The organism is Pseudomonas vlassakiae (genome assembly GCF_014269035.2).
Taxonomy (GTDB): Bacteria; Pseudomonadota; Gammaproteobacteria; order Pseudomonadales; family Pseudomonadaceae; genus Aquipseudomonas; species Aquipseudomonas vlassakiae.
On record NZ_JABWRP020000004.1, the window covers coordinates 257,261 to 275,538 of the forward strand.

An 18,278-nucleotide genomic window follows, 5' to 3' on the forward strand; every position below is an offset into this window, starting at 1 on the left:
GCCGAAGATCTACAGAGCCGACGGCATCGATCCATGTCCACCATAGCAGACAACCTTTCCGCCCTCGCCGCGCGCATCCACAACGCCGCCCAGGCTGCCGGACGTGATCCGGCCAGCGTCCGGCTGCTGGCCGTAAGCAAGACCAAACCAGCCAGCGCCATACGCGAAATCTACGCTGCCGGTGTGCGTGATGTGGGTGAAAACTACCTGCAGGAAGCCCTGGCCAAGCAGCAAGAACTGGGTGACCTGCCCTTGATCTGGCACTTCATCGGCCCCATTCAGTCGAACAAGACCAAAGCCATTGCCGAACATTTCGACTGGGTACACTCCGTGGACCGCCTGAAGATCGCCCAACGCCTGTCCGAACAGCGCCCTGCGGGCCTGCCACCGCTGAACATCTGCCTGCAGGTGAACGTCAGCGGCGAAGACAGCAAATCCGGTTGCGCCCCGGCCGATCTGCCTGCATTGGCCAAGGACGTGGCGGCACTGCCAAACCTGTGCCTGCGCGGGCTGATGGCGATCCCTGAGCCGACCGAAGACCGTGCCGCCCAGGAGGCCGCCTTCGCCAGCCTGAAACAGCTACAGGCCAGCCTGGGCCTTGGCCTCGACACCCTGTCGATGGGCATGAGCCACGACCTGGAAGCGGCCATCGCCCAGGGAGCGACCTGGGTACGTATCGGTACCGCCCTGTTCGGCGCACGCCATTACGGCCCCGTCTGATTCCATGCTTTACTCACTCTTTCCTTCAAGGACCTGACATGAGCAAGACACGTATTGCCTTTATCGGCGCCGGCAACATGGCCGCCAGCCTGATCGGCGGCCTGCGTGCCCAGGGCATGGACGCGGCGCAGATCCGTGCCAGCGACCCCGGCGCCGAAACCCGCACCCGCATCCAGGCCGAGCACGGCATCGAAGCTTTCGAAAACAACGCCCAGGCGATTGCCGGTGCCGACGTGGTCGTGCTGGCGGTTAAACCGCAAGTCATGAAGGCCGTGTGCGAGTCACTGAAGCCTGACCTGGCTGCTGGCCAGCTGATCGTCTCGATCGCCGCCGGCATCACCTGCGCCAGCTTGCAGACCTGGCTCGGCGCCCGTCAGGTGGTGCGCTGCATGCCCAACACGCCAGCGCTGCTGCGCCAGGGTGTCAGTGGCCTGTACGCCACCGCTGAAGTGTCCACCGAACAACGCCAGCAGGCCGAACAGCTGCTCTCGGCAGTCGGTACCGCCCTGTGGCTCGAGCAAGAGCAACAACTGGACGCCGTCACTGCGGTCTCCGGTAGCGGCCCGGCCTACTTCTTCCTGCTGATCGAAGCGATGACCGCCGCTGGCGAAAAACTCGGCCTGCCACGCGAAACCGCCTCGCAACTGACCCTGCAAACCGCCCTGGGCGCCGCGCGCATGGCCGTGGCCAGCGATGTCGACGCCGCAGAGCTGCGCCGCCGCGTCACCTCGCCAGCCGGCACCACCGAGGCGGCGATCAAGTCGTTCCAGGGCAATGGTTTCGAAGCCATCGTCGAGCAGGCGCTGCAAGCGGCGTCGAAGCGTTCCGCCGAGCTGGCCGAACAACTGGGCAAATAAGGAGCTGTTGATGAATGCATTGTCCGGCGCCGCGATCTTCGTGGTGCAAACCCTGGTCAGCCTGTACCTGGTGATCGTCCTGCTGCGCTTCGTGCTGCAACTGGTCAAGGCCAATTTCTACAACCCGCTGAGCCAGTTCGCCGTGCGCGCAACCCAGCCATTGCTCAAGCCGATCCGCCGGGTGATTCCGAGCATCGGCGGCCTCGATACCTCGTCGCTGCTGCTGGCGATCGTCATCCAGGCGCTGCTGATGGGCTTCGTGCTGATGGTCACCTACGGCACCTTCGGCGACGTGCTGCACCTGCTGATGTGGGCCATCATCGGTATCACCTCGCTGTTCCTGAAAATATTCTGGGTGGCGATGATCGTCATGGTGATCGTGTCCTGGGTCGCACCGAACAGCCACAACCCGGCTGCGGAGCTTGCCTGGCAGATCAGCGAACCGGTGCTGGCACCGTTCCGCCGTATCGTGCCCAACCTGGGCGGCATGGACATCTCGCCGATCTTCGCCTTCCTGGCGATCCAGGTGATCCAGTCATTCGTCATGCCGCCGCTGGCCGCGTATGCCGGCATGCCACAGGAACTGTGGCGGATGATCTGAGCCCAGGCACTGCTGCTGACCTCCCGTGGCAAGCCTTCGCTTGCCGCTGGGGGGAGTGCTCTTTAGACTTACGCCTCCGTCAAGCGTGAGCAGGGTCGATGTCCACTGTCCTTCCCGAAGATTCCGTCGGTCTGGTTACACCGCAAATTGCCAGCTTCGATGAACCGCTGGCCTTGGCCTGCGGCCGTTCGCTGAACAGCTACGAGCTGGTCTACGAGACCTATGGCACCCTGAATGCCAGCGCGAGCAATGCCGTGCTGATCTGCCATGCCCTGTCCGGCCATCACCATGCCGCAGGCTACCATGCCACCACCGACCGCAAGCCGGGCTGGTGGGACAGCTGCATCGGCCCCGGCAAGCCGATCGACACCAACCGCTTCTTCGTGGTCAGCCTGAACAACCTCGGCGGCTGCAATGGCAGCACCGGCCCGAGCAGCGTCAATCCGGCCACCGGCAAGCCTTATGGCGCCGAGTTCCCGGTACTGACCGTTGAAGACTGGGTGCATAGCCAGGCGCGCCTGGCTGACCGCCTGGGCATCCAGCAGTGGGCGGCCATCGTGGGCGGCAGCCTGGGGGGCATGCAGGCCCTGCAATGGACCATCACCTACCCTGATCGTGTGCGTCACTGTGTGGATATCGCCTCGGCCCCCAAACTGTCGGCGCAGAACATCGCCTTCAACGAAGTGGCACGCCAGGCCATCCTTACCGACCCTGAGTTCCACGGCGGCTCGTTCCAGGACCAGGGCGTGATCCCCAAGCGCGGCCTCATGCTGGCGCGCATGGTCGGCCACATCACGTACCTGTCCGACGACTCGATGGGTGAGAAATTCGGCCGCGAGCTGAAGAGCGACAAGCTCAACTACGACTTCCACAGTGTCGAGTTCCAGGTCGAAAGCTACCTGCGCTATCAGGGCGAGGAGTTTTCCGGCCGCTTCGACGCCAACACCTACCTGCTGATGACCAAGGCCCTGGACTACTTCGACCCGGCCGCTGCCAATGGCGGCGACCTGGCGGCGACCCTGGCCCACGTCAAGGCGGATTACTGCATCATGTCGTTCACCACCGACTGGCGCTTCTCGCCGGCCCGCTCGCGGGAGATCGTCGACGCGCTGATGGCGGCCCGCAAGAACGTCTGTTATCTGGAGATCGATTCGCCTTACGGCCACGATGCCTTCCTGATACCCACGCCTCGCTACATGCAGGGTTTCGCGAACTACATGAACCGCATCGTCATCTGAGGACAGCATGAGAGCCGATCTGGAAATCATCCACGACTGGATTCCCGCCGGCAGCCGGGTACTCGACCTGGGCTGCGGCAGTGGCGAGCTGCTGGCCTCGCTGCGTGACCGCAAGCAGGTCACCGGCTATGGCCTGGAAATCGACCCCGACAACATCGCTGCCTGCGTGGCGAGGGGCGTGAACGTCATCGAGCAGGACCTCGACAAGGGCCTGGGCAACTTTGCCAGCAACAGCTTCGACGTGGTAATCATGACCCAGGCCCTGCAGGCCGTGGAGTACCCGGACCGCATCCTCGACGAGATGCTGCGGGTGGGCCGCCAGTGCATCATCACGTTCCCCAACTTCGGCCACTGGCGCTGCCGCTGGTACCTGGCCACCAAGGGGCGCATGCCGGTCTCGGACTTCATGCCGTACACCTGGTACAACACGCCGAACATCCACTTCTGCACCTTCGCCGACTTCGAAGAGCTGTGCCATGAGCGCCGCGCCAAGGTCCTTGACCGCCTGGCCGTCGACCACTTGCACCGTAACGGGTGGGGCGGGCGGCTTTGGCCTAATCTTCTAGGTGAAATCGGCATCTATCGCGTCAGCAGCCCGGGCCTGCAGGAGCATCAACTGGCGGTCTGACGCCCACCGGAGGACTCGCACCATGCGTCGCCTAGCCCTGTTCCTGATCAGCCTGTGCCTGGCCCTGCCAGTGATGGCGGCCGATGCCGCCCGACCTGAGCGCAAGGAAGTCTTCGGCGACGTGACGGTGCACTACAGCGCCTTCACCTCAAGCCTGTTGCAACCGGACATCGCCGCTGCCACCGGGCTCAACCGGAGCAAGAACCAAGGCGTGCTCAACATCGCTGTGCTCAAGGCCGACAAGCCCGCCATGGCGGTGGTCAGCGGCAAGGTGAAGGACCTGACCGGGCGCACCAGCCCGCTGTCGTTCAAGCAGATAACCGACCAGGGTGCGGTGTATTACATCGCCCAGTTCAAGATCGAGCAGGCCGAGACCCTGACCTTCGAGCTGACTGTCGAAACCGGCGGGGTCAGCCATCAACTCAGTTTCAACCAGGAAGTGTTCCCAGGCGAATGATGAATTTCCAGCAACTCGTATTGGCCAGCCACAACGCCGGCAAACTCAAGGAACTCCAGGCCATGCTCGGCCAGTCCGTGCAGCTGCGCTCGATCGGTGAGTTCAGCCAGGTAGAACCTGAAGAGACCGGCCTGTCGTTCGTCGAGAACGCCATCCTCAAGGCCCGCAACGCTGCGCGCATCTCCGGCCTGCCGGCGCTGGCCGACGATTCCGGCCTGGCAGTTGACTTCCTCGGCGGCGCGCCAGGCATCTACTCGGCGCGCTATGCCGACGGCAAAGGTGATGCGGCGAACAACGCCAAGCTGCTCGAAGCCTTGAAGGACGTGCCGCCAGAGCAGCGCGGTGCCCAGTTCGTCTGCGTACTGGCCCTGGTGCGCCATGCCGACGACCCACTACCGATCCTTTGCGAAGGCCTGTGGCACGGCAGCATCCTGTTCGAGGCCAGCGGCGAGCATGGCTTCGGTTACGACCCGCTGTTCTGGGTGCCGGAGCGCAAGTGCTCCAGCGCAGACCTTGCGCCTGCGGATAAGAACCAGCTCAGCCACCGCGCCCGCGCCATGGCCCTGCTGCGTCAACGTCTGGGCCTGGCATGATCGCATCGCTGTCCGAAGCCGGCGCGGTGGCGCTCACCCGCCTGCCGCCGCTGGCCCTGTACATCCACATCCCGTGGTGCGTGCGCAAATGCCCGTACTGCGACTTCAACTCCCATGCTGCCGGGCCAGAGCTGCCGGAAGAGGCTTACGTCGACGCGCTGCTGACGGATCTCGACCTGGAGCTGGCCGCGGCCCAAGGCCGGACCCTGTCGTCGATTTTCTTCGGCGGCGGTACCCCGAGCTTGTTCAGTGCCAATTCCCTGGGGCGCCTGCTGCGTGGCGTGGAGCAACGCATCCCGTTCGCAGCAGACATCGAGATCACGCTCGAGGCCAACCCAGGCACCTTCGAGCAAGAGAAGTTCAAGGCCTACCGGCAGACCGGTATCAACCGCCTGTCCATTGGCGTACAGAGCTTCCAGCCGGCCAAACTCGAAGCGCTGGGCCGCATCCATAACGGCGACGAAGCGATCCACGCCGCTGGCATGGCGCGCGCGGCCGGCTTCGACAACTTCAACATGGACCTGATGCACGGCCTGCCTGACCAGTCGCTGGACGACGCGCTGGGTGACCTGCGTCAGGCCATCGACCTCGGGCCGACGCACCTGTCGTGGTACCAGCTGACGGTCGAGCCGAATACGGTGTTCTGGAACCAGCCTCCGGAGCTGCCTGAAGATGACATCCTCTGGGATATTCAGGAGGCCGGCCAAGCGCTGATGGCGGCCAACGGTTTCAGGCAGTACGAAGTTTCGGCCTATGCCCAGGCTGACCGCGCTGCCCGGCACAACCTCAACTACTGGCGCTTCGGTGATTTCATCGGCATCGGTGCCGGGGCCCACGGCAAGCTGACCTTTGCCGATGGCCGCATCCTGCGTACCTGGAAGACCCGCCTGCCCAAGGACTACCTGAACCTGGCCAAACCGTTCAAGGCCGGCGAGAAGCTGCTGCCGGTGGATGAGCTGCCGTTCGAGTTCCTGATGAACGCCCTGCGCCTCACCGATGGCGTGGAAGCCGAGCTGTTCACCCAGCGCACCGGGCTGCCCCTGGCGCAGCTGGCCGAAGCCCGCCGCGCCGCCGAACAAAAGGGCCTTTTGCAGGTCGAACCGGATCGACTGGTGGCCACGCCACGCGGCCAGCTGTTCCTCAATGACCTGCTGCAGTATTTCTTGACCTAAGGATGACCCATGGATCTGGTACTTGATCTGCTCGCCACGGTTTCGCGCTGGAGCCGCAGCAATCTGTCTGAGATATCCCTGGCCCTGGTAGGCTGCCTGCTGGTGCTGTTCGGCACCGACATCAAAGGCTGGGTGGACCAGCGCCTGGGGGCTTTGGCGGGTGCGCTGCGGGTGCCGGTGATGGCTGCCCTGGTGATGATCGGCAGCGGTGCGGCGCTGATCTATGCCACGCCCTGGGTGGTGAAGGGATTGGCGCAATTCAACAACTACGCGTTGGCGCCAGTGTTGCTGGTAGTGCTGGTGTTGATTGGCGTGGTAGCCGATCGCCGCGGTTAAGCCTGCTAAAAGCTGCCCCGGAGAACCAGGGCAGCCCTACCACCTGACTAGCCCTTACTGGGCATCATCGAAGTGGTCGCGCATGAAGTCTCTTGCGGTCTTGAGCACAGTCAAGATCCGGATGAGCTTCCAGACGCGGCTCAGCGCATCAAGCAAACGCTTCATATGCCTTGGCCTCCGTGTTGGCGGGCCAATCTTCCAGCATCTAACCGGCGCTTCGATGCCTTCGAAAACCGTGTGACAGCATTCGGTGAAGTGGCCAGGTCAATGGCCCTTCGAACAATTCACCGGCACGGTTCTCAGGCCGTGTCGAAGGGGCCGGAAAGCAGAATTCTTCGCCTACCCGGCCCATCACCGAAATTATCCACACTGGAGCAGCGCAATGATACTTGGGATACGCGTTCGAAGCTGTTAACCACTCCGACACACTTGATGCTGAATATGTCTCATCATTGACCCATCGTCTCAGGCTGCCTATGATCCCCTGACCGTGTGGCGGCTTTCGGTGAAGCCCCGGAGCGAAGGATACTCAGTCCTGTCGCTCCCATAAAAAAACCGCTCTTCTCAGAGCGGTTTTTTTCGCCTGCATTTCTACAGGCCTCAGCGTATCGAAAGGCTCAATCCGCCAATCAATCCACCTTTTCGAACTTCAAATCCCACACCCCATGCCCCAGCCGCTCGCCACGGCGTTCGAACTTGGTGATCGGGCGCTCTTCAGGGCGTGGCACGTAGGTGCCGTCTTTAGCACGGTTGCGATAGCCCGGGGCGGCGCTCATCACTTCCAGCATGTACTCGGCATACGGCTCCCAGTCGGTCGCCATGTGGAACACGCCACCGGGCTTGAGCTTGCGGCGCACCAGCTCGGCGAACTCCAGCTGGACGATGCGGCGCTTGTGGTGACGCGCCTTGTGCCATGGGTCCGGGAAGAACAGCATCAGGCGGTCGAGGCTGTTGTCGGCCACGCAGCGGTTGAGCACTTCGATCGCATCGCAGTCATACACCCGCAGGTTCTTCAGGCCTTGGGTCAGCACGCCGTTGAGCAGCGCGCCGACACCCGGACGGTGTACCTCGACACCGATGAAGTCCTGTTCAGGCGCGGCAGCGGCCATTTCCAGCAGGGAATGGCCCATGCCGAAGCCGATCTCCAGGGTACGCGGCGCCGAACGGCCGAATACCTGGTCGTAGTCCACCGGGCTGTCGGCCAGCGGCAGGATGAACTGCGGGCCGCCCTGGTCGAGGCCACGTTGCTGGCCTTCGGTCATGCGCCCGGCGCGCATCACGAAGCTCTTGATGCGGCGGTGTGGGCGCTGGTCGCCGTCGGTGGAAATCGGCGTATCTTGCGAGTCAGTCATCAGGGGCTCTTACTTGATCAGACCATCCAGCGGCGAAGAGGCGCTGGCGTAAAGTTTTTTCGGCATGCGGCCGGCCAGGTAGGCCATGCGGCCAGCGAGGATGGCGTGCTTCATGGCCTCGGCCATCAGCACAGGCTGCTGGGCGTGGGCGATGGCGGAGTTCATCAGCACGGCTTCACAGCCCATTTCCATGGCGATGGTGGCGTCGGAAGCCGTACCAACACCCGCGTCAACCAGCACCGGCACCTTCGATTCTTCAAGGATGATCTGCAGGTTGTAGGGGTTGCAGATACCCAGGCCAGTGCCGATCAGACCGGCCAGCGGCATCACCGCGATGCAGCCGGCTTCGGCCAGCTGGCGGGCGATGATCGGATCGTCGCTGGTGTAGACCATCACGTCGAAGCCGTCCTTGACCAGCACTTCGGCGGCCTTGAGGGTTTCGATCACATTGGGGAACAGGGTTTTCTGGTCGGCCAGCACTTCCAGCTTCACCAGGGTGCGCGATTCGTGGGACTTGTGGCCATCGAGCAACTCGCGGGCCAGACGGCAGGTACGCACCGCCTCGACAGCATCGAAACAACCTGCGGTGTTTGGCAGGATGGTGTATTTGTCGGGCGACAGCACGTCGAGCAGGTTCGGCTCGCCCGCATTCTGGCCAAGGTTGGTCCGGCGCACGGCCACGGTGACGATCTCGGCACCCGAAGCCTCGGTGGCCAAGCGGGTTTCTTCCATGTCACGGTACTTGCCGGTGCCGACCAGCAGGCGCGACTGGAAAGTGCGCCCGGCCAGGATGAAGGGCTTGTCGCTACGAACGTTGCTCATCGTTGTTCCTCGGGAAAAGATTGCTGGGCTTGCAGGTAATCGCCGGCCCGTTTCAGCCGCCACCAATGGCGTGGACCACTTCGACCTGGTCGCCTTCGCTCAGCTGCGTGCTGTCGTGCTGGCTACGCGGCACGATATCCAGGTTGAGTTCCACCGCCACCCGGCGCCCGGTCAGTTCCAGGCGGGCCAGCAGGGCCGCGACGCTTTCGCCAGCGGGCACTTCGTAAGGTTCACCGTTCAGTTGAATGCGCATGCGCACGGCCACCATTGTTCTTTGGGGGCCCGCATTCTAGCGCCGATCCACGCACGAACCCAAGGGCGCTGCACGCCATTAGTCGCGATTGTGGACCGCTTGGTCAGCCCAGGCGCCAGGCAGCCAGGCCCAGGCACAGCCAACCGGCAAGGAAGCACAGGCCGCCGAAAGGGGTGATGATGCCCAGTTTGCCCAGGCCGCTGAGCGTCAGCAGGTACAAGCTACCGGAGAACAGCACGATCCCCAGGGCGAACAGACCGCCAGCCCAGCCGACCAGGCGCCCCGGCAGGTGCGCCGAAAGCACGGCGACACCAAAGATCGCCAGGGCATGCACCAGCTGATAGGTCACCCCCGTTTGGAAAATGGCCAGGTAATCAGCCGTCAGACGGCTCTTCAAGCCATGTGCGGCGAACGCGCCCAGGGCGACGCCGGTAAAGCCGAAGAAGGCAGCGAGCATGAGGAAGCTGCGAAGCATGGGACGACTCCTTGTATCGGGTCTGTATAATGGCCCGTTCCACCGGTCCGGCCAAGCCATCGCCATGCTGTCATCCATTCTCCGCCGCCTCGCCCGCGCCCTGCTCTGGTTCGCTGCCGGCAGCATCGTGCTGGTGCTGGTGTTTCGCTGGGTACCACCGCCTGGCACGGCCTTGATGCTCGAACGCAAGGTGCAATCATGGGTGAGCGGCGAGCCGATTGACCTGCAACGCGACTGGGAGCCGTGGGAGAACATCTCCGACGAACTCAAGGTGGCAGTCATCGCCGGTGAAGACCAGAAGTTTGCCAGCCATTGGGGCTTCGACATTCCGGCCATCCAGGCGGCGCTGGCGTACAACGAGCGTGGCGGCAGCATTCGTGGCGCCAGCACCCTGACCCAGCAGGTAGCCAAGAACCTGTTCCTGTGGTCGGGCCGCAGCTGGTTCCGCAAGGGGCTGGAGGCCTGGTTCACGGGGCTGATCGAACTGTTCTGGTCGAAGGAGCGGATTCTTGAGGTTTACCTGAACAGCGCCGAGTGGGGCAAAGGCGTATTCGGCGCCCAGGCCGCGGCGCGTTATCACTTTGGTGTCGATGCCAGCCGACTGACCCGCCAGCAGGCCGCACAACTGGCCGCCGTGCTACCGAGCCCGATCAAATGGAGTGCCAGCCGGCCCAGCGCCTATGTGGCAAGCCGGGCGGGCTGGATTCGCCGGCAGATGAGCCAGCTCGGCGGGCCCAGCTACCTGATGCAACTGGACAGCTCGCGCAGGCCGTAAACCCGACAAAAAAGCCGCTCACCCTCTCGGGTCAGCGGCTTTTCGATGCAGGCAGGTCAGGTCAGACGGTGATCAGTGCCTTGACCTTGTTCATTGCATTCTTCTCCAACTGGCGAATACGCTCAGCCGAAACGCTGTACTTGTCAGCCAGCTCATGCAGCGTGGCCTTTTCTTCCGCCAGCCAGCGCTGGTAGAGGATATCGCGGCTACGGTCATCCAGGCCTTGCAGTGCTTCGTGCAGGTTGCTGGTGGAGTTGTCGCTCCAGTCGGCATCCTCCAGCTGCACAGCCGGATCGTAGCGGTGGTCTTCCAGATAATGCGCTGGCGACTGGAAGGCGCTGTCGTCATCCGCTTCGGCTGCCGGGTCGAAGGCCATGTCCTGGCCACTCAGGCGGCTTTCCATCTCGCGCACTTCACGCGGCTCGACGCCGAGGCTTTCCGCCACACGATGCACTTCGTCGTTGTTCAGCCAGGCCAGGCGCTTCTTCTGGCTGCGCAGGTTGAAGAACAGCTTGCGCTGGGCCTTGGTGGTGGCCACCTTGACGATGCGCCAGTTGCGCAGGATGAATTCGTGGATCTCTGCCTTGATCCAGTGCACGGCGAAGGACACCAGGCGCACACCCATCTCCGGGTTGAAACGCTTGACCGCCTTCATCAGGCCGACGTTGCCTTCCTGGATCAGGTCAGCCTGCGCCAGACCGTACCCTGCATAGCTACGTGCGATATGCACAACGAATCGCAGGTGGGCCATCACCATTTGCCGAGCGGCCTCAAGATCCTGCTCATAGTAGAGACGCTCGGCCAGATCACGCTCCTGCTCGACAGACAGCAGCGGGATGCTGTTGACCGTGTGCACGTAGGCTTCCAGGTTTGCACCGGGCACCAGGGCATAGGCAGGTTGCAACGATGTGGTCATTCAAGAACCTCCGACTTACAAAACTCGCGCCTTGTGAGCGCTGCCTACATTGACCCGGAACGAGCGTACAAGTTCCATCGTGAAGGAAATGTCAATGCTGGCACGTAAAAACTATCGCGGCGCCAGCTCGTTCAAGTGGCGGGCGACTGCGATCCATGCACCGATATACCCCAACAGCACCGCTCCGATCAAGAGCGACAGACCATCGGACGCCGGCACCCCGCCCAGGGCGAAGTCACTGCCATACAGCCCGGAAAGCCCTACCACGGCCTCGTTGAGCCAGTTCAGGCCAAAGGCCAGGATGGCCCAGGCCAGCACCCCCGCACCCAGGCCGTACAAGGCGCCCATGTACAGGAAAGGCCTGCGGACGTAGCTGTCCGTACCGCCCACCAGCTTGATCACTTCGATCTCGATGCGGCGGTTTTCGATATGTAGACGAATTGTGTTACCGATTACTAACAGCAGCGCGGAAATCAGCATTACCGCCAGGCCGAAGACAAAACGGTCGCCCAGCTTGAGAATCGCCGCCAGCCGCTCGACCCATACCAGGTCCAGTTGTGCATTCTCTACCCTTGGCAACTCAGAGAGACGTTGACGGAGGGCTTCCAGGGCCGGTTTATCGACTTCGGTCGGGGTCACCACCACCACACCGGGCAACGGGTTGTCAGGCAGTTCGCGCAGGGCCTCGCCCAGCCCGGACTGCTGCTGGAACTCTTGCAGGGCCTGCCCGGGGCTGACGTATTGGGCGTCGGCGACCCCCGGCATGCGCTTGATGTCATCACGCAGGGCTTCACCCTGCTGGCTACCTGCATCGAGCTTCAGGTACAGCGAAATCTGTGCGGCGCGTTGCCATGAGCCACCCAGCACCTCGATATTCTTCAGCAGCAGCGACAGCCCCATGGGCATGCTCAGGGCCACGGCCATCACCAGGCAGGTGAAGAAGCTGCCGATCGGCTGCTTGCCCAGCCGTCGAAGGCTGTCGGCCAGGCTGGCGCGATGGCTTTCCAGCCAGGCGTGCAGCAGGGTGCGGAAATCCGGGCCGTCGTCATCGTGATCGCCGCCCTTCTTCCTCGCCGGCTGCGGGTCGGCAGCCTTGGGCGCAACGCGCTCGGAAACCTTTGGTGTACGTGTAGTGCTCATTGCCCGGCCTCCCCATCGCCGATCAGACGACCGCGCTGCAGGGTCAGCATGCGGTGGCGCATGCGCGCAATCAGTGCCAGGTCGTGACTGGCGATCAGAACCGTGGTGCCCAGGCGGTTGATATCCTCGAACACGCCCATGATCTCCGCGGCCAGCCGCGGGTCGAGGTTACCGGTGGGCTCATCCGCCAGCAGCAGTGCCGGCTGGTGAACGATGGCGCGGGCAATACCGACCCGCTGCTGCTGGCCGGTGGACAGGTCGGCCGGGAACAGCTCGCCCTTGTCGGCCAGCGACACCCGCTCCAGCGCCGAATCCACGCGTTTGGCGATCTCGGCCTTGGACAAGCCGAGAATCTGCAGCGGCAGGGCGATGTTGTTGAACACGGTGCGGTCGAACAGCAGCTGGTGGTTCTGGAACACCACGCCAATCTGCCGACGCAGGAACGGGATCTGCGCATTGCTGATCTGGCCCAGGTCCTGCCCGGCCAGCATCAGCTTGCCACTGGTCGGGCGTTCCATGGCCAGCAACAGGCGCAGCAAGGTGCTCTTGCCCGCACCCGAGTGCCCGGTGACGAACAGGAACTCGCCCCGGCGCGCGCGGAAACTCAGCTCGTGCAAGCCGACATGGCCGTTGGGGTAGCGCTTGGCAACCTGTTCGAATCGGATCATGGTCAGTCTCGCTCGGCGAACAGAGCCTTGACGAACGGCTCGGCTTCGAATGTGCGCAGGTCGTCGATGCCTTCACCGACCCCGATGAAGCGGATCGGCAGCTTGAACTGCTTGGCCAGGGCGAAGATCACCCCACCTTTGGCAGTGCCATCCAGCTTGGTCAGCGCCAGGCCGGTCAGCTCGACGCTCTGGTGGAAGTACTTGGCCTGGCTGATAGCGTTCTGCCCGGTACCGGCGTCGAGCACCAGCAGCACCTCGTGGGGCGCCTCGGCATCAAGCTTGCCGATGACCCGGCGGACCTTCTTGAGCTCCTCCATCAGGTTGTCCTTGGTGTGCAGCCGGCCAGCGGTGTCGGCGATCAGCACATCGATACCACGGGCTTTGGCAGCCTGTACCGCGTCGAAGATCACCGAGGCGGAATCGGCGCCGGTGTGCTGGGCAATCACCGGGATCTGGTTACGCTCGCCCCAGACCTGCAATTGCTCCACGGCAGCGGCACGGAAGGTATCACCGGCAGCCAGCATGACCTTCTTGCCTTCCAGTTGCAGCTTCTTGGCCAGCTTTCCGATGGTGGTGGTCTTGCCCGCACCGTTCACGCCGACGACCAGAATCACGTAGGGCTTGTTCTGCGCCTGGACCTTGAGCGGCTGCTCGACAGGGCGCAGCAGGGCTGCCAGTTCCTCCTGCAGCGACTTGTACAGCGCGTCGGCGTCGGCCAGCTGCTTGCGGGCGACCTTCTGGGTCAGGTTCTGAACGATGGCCGAGGTGGCTTCGACGCCGACGTCGGCCGTCAGCAGACGGGTTTCGATCTCGTCGAGCAGGTCGTCATCGATGACCTTCTTGCCCAGGAACAGGCTGGCCATGCCCTCGCCGATGCTGGCGCTGGTCTTCGACAGGCCCTGCTTGAGGCGGGCGAAGAAACCGGGCTTGGACTGCTCGGTGGCAACCGGGGCAGCGACCTCGGGAGCGGGTTGCGGCTCCACAGGCGCAGGGGCCACGACTGGCGTCACGGCTACCGGTTCTGGTGCAGGACGCTGCGGAATCACCGGCGGCGCCTTCGGCTGCAGGTCCGGTACCAGCGCCACAGGCTCTTCGGCTACCGGCAGCACCAGGTTGCTGACAGGGGCTGTGTGCTCGACCACCGGGGCAGTCTCGACCGGCGCTGCTTGTACAGGCAGGGAAGCGATTGGCTCGGGCACCGGAGCGACCAGCGGCTCGGAAGCGACCGGTTCAGGCTCGGGCGCCACTACTGGCGTGGAAGCGACTGGCGCTGGCGCAGGCGCTTCGACCACCGGTGGCATAGGCTCGACCGGCGCAGGCGGCTGTCCTTCGACACGTGGCTGCTCGGCGGCGGGCTGCGGCGTTGCCGGCTCGGCTGGCTGCACCTCGGGCGCTGGTGGCTCAGGCGTTTGAGGCTGTTCGGCGACAGGTTGCTGCGGTTTCTTGCGAAACCAGCTGAACAGGCCTTTTTTCTCGCCAGCCTCGGCCGGCGCTTTTTTGTCGTCGTTGGAACCAAACATGGAAGACGGCTATCTCAGGGTAGCGATGGGCCAGCAACTGGCACATCAGGAATTCTCTAAACGCAGAACAGACTATTTTGAATCCGACTGGTTCATGCGCAATGTTTTGTCTTAATGGGCCTGCGGGCCAGAACGGCGACAGGCATGGTCGCCAGGCAACCGGATCAGTATCCTAGCACCTCCTGGCCCGCCGACGCTAAACCAGCGGGCCGCCGAACAGGTTAATCACCGTATGAATGCTCTAGCCCGCCGCGCCGCTGGCCTGTTGCTCGGCACGCTCTGCCTGCCGCTCGCGGCATTCGCCGCCGACGTGCAACCGACCCACGAATTCATCCTCGACAACGGCCTGAAAGTGGTCGTGCGCGAAGACCACCGCGCCCCAGTGGTCGTCTCGCAGATCTGGTACAAGGTCGGCTCCAGCTACGAGACCCCAGGCCAGACCGGCTTGTCCCATGCCCTGGAGCACATGATGTTCAAGGGCAGCGCCAAGATCGGCCCTGGCGAGGCCTCGCGCATCCTGCGTGATCTCGGCGCGGAAGAAAACGCCTTCACCAGCGACGACTACACCGCCTACTACCAGGTGCTGGCCCGCGACCGCCTGCCGGTGGCCCTTGAGCTCGAAGCCGACCGCCTGGCCAGCCTGCGCCTGCCTGCCGACGAGTTCGCCCGTGAAATCGAGGTGATCAAGGAGGAGCGCCGCCTGCGTACCGATGACCAGCCAAGTTCCAAGGCCTTCGAGCTGTTCCGTGCCATGGCCTTCCCGGCCAGCGGCTACCACACCCCGACCATCGGCTGGATGGCCGACCTCGAGCGCATGAAAGTCGAGGAACTGCGTCACTGGTACGAATCCTGGTACGCACCGAACAACGCCACCCTGGTGGTGGTCGGCGATGTCACCGCCGATGAGGTCAAAGGCCTGGCACAGAAATACTTCGGCAACATCCCCAAGCGCGCCGTGCCACCTGCCAAACTGCCGCTGGAACTGGCCGAACCGGGCCAGCGCCAGCTGACCTTGCACGTACGCACCCAGTTGCCGAGCCTGATCTACGGCTTCAATGTACCGGGCCTGGCCACTGCCAAGGAGCCACGCACCGTGCATGCCCTGCGCCTGATCTCGGCCCTGCTCGACGGCGGCTACAGCGCGCGCATGCCGGCACGCCTGGAGCGTGGCCAGGAGCTGGTGGCCGGTGCTTCGTCCAGCTACAACGCCTTTACCCGGGGCGACAGCCTGTTCCTGATCTCGGCCACGCCGAACGTGCAGAAACAGAAAACCCTGGCTGACGTCGAAAAAGGCCTCTGGCAGCTGCTCGACGAACTCAAGACCACTCCGCCAAGCGCCGAAGAGCTGGAGCGCGTGCGCGCGCAGGTCATCGCAGGGCTGGTCTACGACCGCGACTCCATCAGCAGCCAGGCCACCACCATCGGCCAGCTGGAAACCGTCGGCCTGTCCTGGAAGCTGATCGACAGCGAGCTGGACGAACTCAAGCGCGTCACCCCGGAAGACGTGCAAAACGCCGCACGCACCTATTTCACCCGCGAACGCCTGAGCGTTGCCCACGTACTGCCCGAGGAGTCCGCTCATGAGTGATCGCAGCGCACCACGCTACACCCTGATCGGTACGGGCATCATCGCGCTGGTAGTGGCCGTGGCCGCCGTGCTCGCCCGGCCGGCACATTCCGAGGCCGAAAACAGCGCCGCCCGCCCGGCCAACACCCTGCAATCGCTGGCCGAGCTTGATGGCAAGGCACCCAGCAGGCGCCAGTTGAACATCCAGAACTGGACCACCGCCGAAGGCGCCCGGGTCCTGTTCGTCGAGGCCCGCGAGCTGCCGATGTTCGACCTGCGCGTGACTTTTGCCGCCGGCAGCAGCCAGGACGGCAACGCCCCTGGCCTGGCCAGCCTGACCAACGCCATGCTCAACGAGGGCGTGGCCGGCAAGGACGTGACGGCCATCGCCGAGGGCTTCGAGGGCCTGGGTGCCGACTTTGGCAACGGTTCCTATCGCGACATGGCCGTGGCCTCGCTGCGCAGCCTGAGTGCCCGGGACAAACGCGAGCCCGCCCTCAAGCTGTTCGCCGAAGTGACCGGCAAGCCAACCTTCCCGGAAGACGCCCTGAAACGCATCAAGAACCAGCTGCTGGCCGGTTTCGAGTATGAGAAACAAAACCCTGGCAAGATCGCCGGCAAGGCACTGTTCAGTAAGCTCTACGGCGATCACCCCTACGCTCAGCCAAGCGATGGCAGCGCCGAGAGCGTACCAGGCATCACCCTTGAGCAGCTGCGCGCCTTCCACGCCAAGGCCTATGCCGCTGGCAACGCGGTGATCGCCCTGGTCGGCGACCTTAGCCGCGAGGAAGCCGAGGCCGTCGCCGCCCAGGTCTCCGCTGCCCTGCCCAAAGGCCCGGCACTGGCCAAACCGGCCCAGCCGGTCGAGCCCAGGGCTGGCGTCACCCATATCGACTTCCCGAGCAAGCAGACGCACCTGATGCTCGCCGAGCTTGGCATCGACCGTCAGGACCCGGACTGGCCGGCCCTTTCGCTGGGCAACCAGATCCTCGGCGGCGGCGCCTTCGGCACCCGCCTGATGAGCGAAGTCCGCGAAAAACGCGGCCTGACCTACGGTGTGTATTCGGTATTCAGCCCGATGCAGGTGCGTGGGCCGTTCATGATCAACCTGCAGACCCGCGCCGAACTCAGTGAAGGCACGCTCAAGCTGGTACAGGACATCCTTGCCGACTACCTCAAGAGCGGCCCGACCCAGCAGGAGCTGGACGACGCCAAACGCGAATTGGCCGGCAGCTTCCCGCTGTCCAATGCCAGCAACGCCAGTATCGTCGGCCAACTGGGCGCCATCGGTTTCTACAACCTGCCCCTGACCTGGCTGGAGGACTTCATGCAGCAGTCCCAGGCGCTGACCGTCGAACAGGTCAAGGCGGCGATGAACAAGCACCTGGCAGCCGATAAACTGGTGATCGTCACCGTTGGCCCGAAAGTGCCACAGAAGCCACTGCCTGCCCCCACTGACAAACCGTCCGAGCAGCCGCTCGGCGTACCGGAGCACTAATGCCTAGATCCACCCCTCCCGCCCGCCCGCAGCAGGGCCAAAGCAAGGGCCAGGGTCACCTGCGCATCATCGCCGGCGAGTGGCGCAGCCGCCGCCTGGCGGTACCCGAAGGCGAAGGCCTGCGGCCAACCCCTGACCGTGTGCGCGAAACCGTTTTCAACTGGCTGGCGCCCCACATCGAAGGTGCCCAGGTGCTGGATGCCTTCACCGGCAGCGGCGCCCTGGTGCTGGAGGCGCTGTCCCGTGGCGCCGAGAATGCCGTGGCGCTGGACAGCAATTCGGCGGCCATCGCCAACTTGAAGAACAATCTCGAGATCCTGCGCTGCCCGCGTGGACAGATTCTGCAGACCGACGCCCTGCGCTACCTGCAGAACCCGGCCAAGCAGCAGTTCGACGTAGTGTTCCTCGACCCGCCGTTCCACCAGGACCTGCTGGCCAATACCTGCAACCTGCTGGAGCAGAACCAGTGGCTGCGCGAACAGGCGTGGATCTACACCGAGAGCGAGGCCGCCCCGTCGACGCTGCCAATGCCTGGCAACTGGCGCCTGCACCGCGAGAAGAAGACCGGCCAGGTGCACTATGCACTGTGGCAACGGGGCTGAACCCCTGACGCTGGGTAACCTTACTTATCTACCGCAAACCCGCCGCCGCCATGGTTGAAGCTGCTCCTACATTCTCGCAGGAGTACTT

21 protein-coding genes are annotated in these 18,278 nt (G+C 63.8%); 13 read left to right on the top strand and 8 right to left on the bottom strand.

Translation table 11 applies throughout. From position 1 onward, the window contains the following. Window positions 1–33: 33 nt before the first annotated feature. The 9 genes from HU738_RS07345 (at window position 34) to HU738_RS07385 (ending at window position 6,602) form a co-directional block, all read left to right on the top strand. A complete protein-coding gene (locus HU738_RS07345) occupies window positions 34–720 on the top strand; it encodes a YggS family pyridoxal phosphate-dependent enzyme (protein WP_186601816.1) in 687 nt (228 codons plus the stop codon). A 38-nt stretch (window positions 721–758) separates the two neighbouring features. Next, complete coding sequence (gene proC / locus HU738_RS07350) at window positions 759–1,577, top strand: pyrroline-5-carboxylate reductase (RefSeq protein WP_186601818.1); 819 nt, start codon at window positions 759–761, stop codon at window positions 1,575–1,577. A gap of 10 nt (window positions 1,578–1,587) precedes the next feature. Next, on the top strand, window positions 1,588–2,178 hold the full coding sequence (locus tag HU738_RS07355; RefSeq protein ID WP_027920981.1) for a YggT family protein: 591 nt from the start codon (window positions 1,588–1,590) through the stop codon (window positions 2,176–2,178). A gap of 98 nt (window positions 2,179–2,276) precedes the next feature. Next, on the top strand, window positions 2,277–3,416 hold the full coding sequence (gene metX / locus HU738_RS07360) for a homoserine O-succinyltransferase MetX (RefSeq protein ID WP_176508103.1): 1,140 nt from the start codon (window positions 2,277–2,279) through the stop codon (window positions 3,414–3,416). A gap of 7 nt (window positions 3,417–3,423) precedes the next feature. After that, complete coding sequence (gene metW / locus HU738_RS07365) at window positions 3,424–4,044, top strand: methionine biosynthesis protein MetW (protein WP_054884211.1); 621 nt, start codon at window positions 3,424–3,426, stop codon at window positions 4,042–4,044. A gap of 22 nt (window positions 4,045–4,066) precedes the next feature. After that, window positions 4,067–4,501 (top strand): DUF4426 domain-containing protein, encoded by a 435-nt coding sequence (locus HU738_RS07370; protein ID WP_176508102.1) that lies wholly within the window; start codon window positions 4,067–4,069, stop codon window positions 4,499–4,501. Further along, entirely contained in the window at window positions 4,498–5,094 is a 597-nt protein-coding gene (gene rdgB, locus HU738_RS07375) for an RdgB/HAM1 family non-canonical purine NTP pyrophosphatase (RefSeq protein ID WP_186601820.1), read from the top strand. The genes HU738_RS07370 and rdgB overlap by 4 nt, the downstream gene beginning before the upstream one ends. Further along, window positions 5,091–6,266, top strand: a complete 1,176-nt coding sequence (hemW, locus tag HU738_RS07380; protein ID WP_186601821.1) for a radical SAM family heme chaperone HemW — start codon at window positions 5,091–5,093, stop codon at window positions 6,264–6,266. Before rdgB ends, hemW begins: the two co-directional genes overlap by 4 nt. 9 nt (window positions 6,267–6,275) lie before the next feature. Next, complete coding sequence (locus HU738_RS07385; RefSeq protein ID WP_186601822.1) at window positions 6,276–6,602, top strand: DUF3392 family protein; 327 nt, start codon at window positions 6,276–6,278, stop codon at window positions 6,600–6,602. A 629-nt stretch (window positions 6,603–7,231) separates the two neighbouring features. Here HU738_RS07385 and trmB read toward each other — a convergent pair. The 4 genes from trmB to HU738_RS07405 form a co-directional block, all read right to left on the bottom strand. Beyond that, window positions 7,232–7,954: a tRNA (guanosine(46)-N7)-methyltransferase TrmB gene (gene trmB / locus HU738_RS07390; protein WP_186601823.1), complete on the bottom strand. Its 723-nt coding sequence runs from the start codon at window positions 7,952–7,954 to the stop codon at window positions 7,232–7,234. Between the two features lie 9 nt (window positions 7,955–7,963). After that, window positions 7,964–8,776: a thiazole synthase gene (locus HU738_RS07395; protein ID WP_027920973.1), complete on the bottom strand. Its 813-nt coding sequence runs from the start codon at window positions 8,774–8,776 to the stop codon at window positions 7,964–7,966. A gap of 52 nt (window positions 8,777–8,828) precedes the next feature. After that, window positions 8,829–9,029, bottom strand: a complete 201-nt coding sequence (gene thiS / locus HU738_RS07400) for a sulfur carrier protein ThiS (protein WP_186601824.1) — start codon at window positions 9,027–9,029, stop codon at window positions 8,829–8,831. Window positions 9,030–9,132: 103 nt separating this feature from the next. Beyond that, window positions 9,133–9,504 (bottom strand): DUF423 domain-containing protein, encoded by a 372-nt coding sequence (locus tag HU738_RS07405; RefSeq protein ID WP_186601825.1) that lies wholly within the window; start codon window positions 9,502–9,504, stop codon window positions 9,133–9,135. A 64-nt stretch (window positions 9,505–9,568) separates the two neighbouring features. Between HU738_RS07405 and mtgA the strand changes: the two genes are divergently transcribed. Then, window positions 9,569–10,279, top strand: a complete 711-nt coding sequence (mtgA, locus tag HU738_RS07410) for a monofunctional biosynthetic peptidoglycan transglycosylase (RefSeq protein WP_176508218.1) — start codon at window positions 9,569–9,571, stop codon at window positions 10,277–10,279. A 61-nt stretch (window positions 10,280–10,340) separates the two neighbouring features. Here the strand turns inward: mtgA and rpoH are convergent, their stop codons facing one another. The 4 genes from rpoH to ftsY all read right to left on the bottom strand — a co-directional run bounded on the left by rpoH (window position 10,341) and on the right by ftsY (window position 14,523). After that, the gene (rpoH, locus tag HU738_RS07415) at window positions 10,341–11,195 is read right to left on the bottom strand and encodes an RNA polymerase sigma factor RpoH (protein WP_054884203.1); all 855 of its coding nucleotides are present in this window, start codon (window positions 11,193–11,195) and stop codon (window positions 10,341–10,343) included. A gap of 111 nt (window positions 11,196–11,306) precedes the next feature. Beyond that, complete coding sequence (gene ftsX, locus HU738_RS07420) at window positions 11,307–12,335, bottom strand: permease-like cell division protein FtsX (RefSeq protein WP_186601826.1); 1,029 nt, start codon at window positions 12,333–12,335, stop codon at window positions 11,307–11,309. After that, on the bottom strand, window positions 12,332–13,003 hold the full coding sequence (gene ftsE / locus HU738_RS07425; RefSeq protein ID WP_009684915.1) for a cell division ATP-binding protein FtsE: 672 nt from the start codon (window positions 13,001–13,003) through the stop codon (window positions 12,332–12,334). Before ftsE ends, ftsX begins: the two co-directional genes overlap by 4 nt. Window positions 13,004–13,005: 2 nt before the next feature. Beyond that, on the bottom strand, window positions 13,006–14,523 hold the full coding sequence (gene ftsY, locus HU738_RS07430; RefSeq protein ID WP_186601827.1) for a signal recognition particle-docking protein FtsY: 1,518 nt from the start codon (window positions 14,521–14,523) through the stop codon (window positions 13,006–13,008). Between the two features lie 232 nt (window positions 14,524–14,755). On the opposite strand from ftsY, the gene HU738_RS07435 reads away from it, so the two are divergent. The 3 genes from HU738_RS07435 to rsmD are packed head-to-tail and all read left to right on the top strand — an operon-like array spanning window position 14,756 to window position 18,190. After that, complete coding sequence (locus HU738_RS07435) at window positions 14,756–16,111, top strand: M16 family metallopeptidase (RefSeq protein WP_186601829.1); 1,356 nt, start codon at window positions 14,756–14,758, stop codon at window positions 16,109–16,111. Beyond that, window positions 16,104–17,588, top strand: coding sequence for a M16 family metallopeptidase (locus tag HU738_RS07440; protein WP_186601831.1), 1,485 nt, complete (start codon window positions 16,104–16,106; stop codon window positions 17,586–17,588). The genes HU738_RS07435 and HU738_RS07440 overlap by 8 nt, the downstream gene beginning before the upstream one ends. After that, window positions 17,588–18,190, top strand: coding sequence for a 16S rRNA (guanine(966)-N(2))-methyltransferase RsmD (rsmD, locus tag HU738_RS07445; protein WP_186601833.1), 603 nt, complete (start codon window positions 17,588–17,590; stop codon window positions 18,188–18,190). The genes HU738_RS07440 and rsmD overlap by 1 nt, the downstream gene beginning before the upstream one ends. Window positions 18,191–18,278 lie beyond the last annotated feature (88 nt).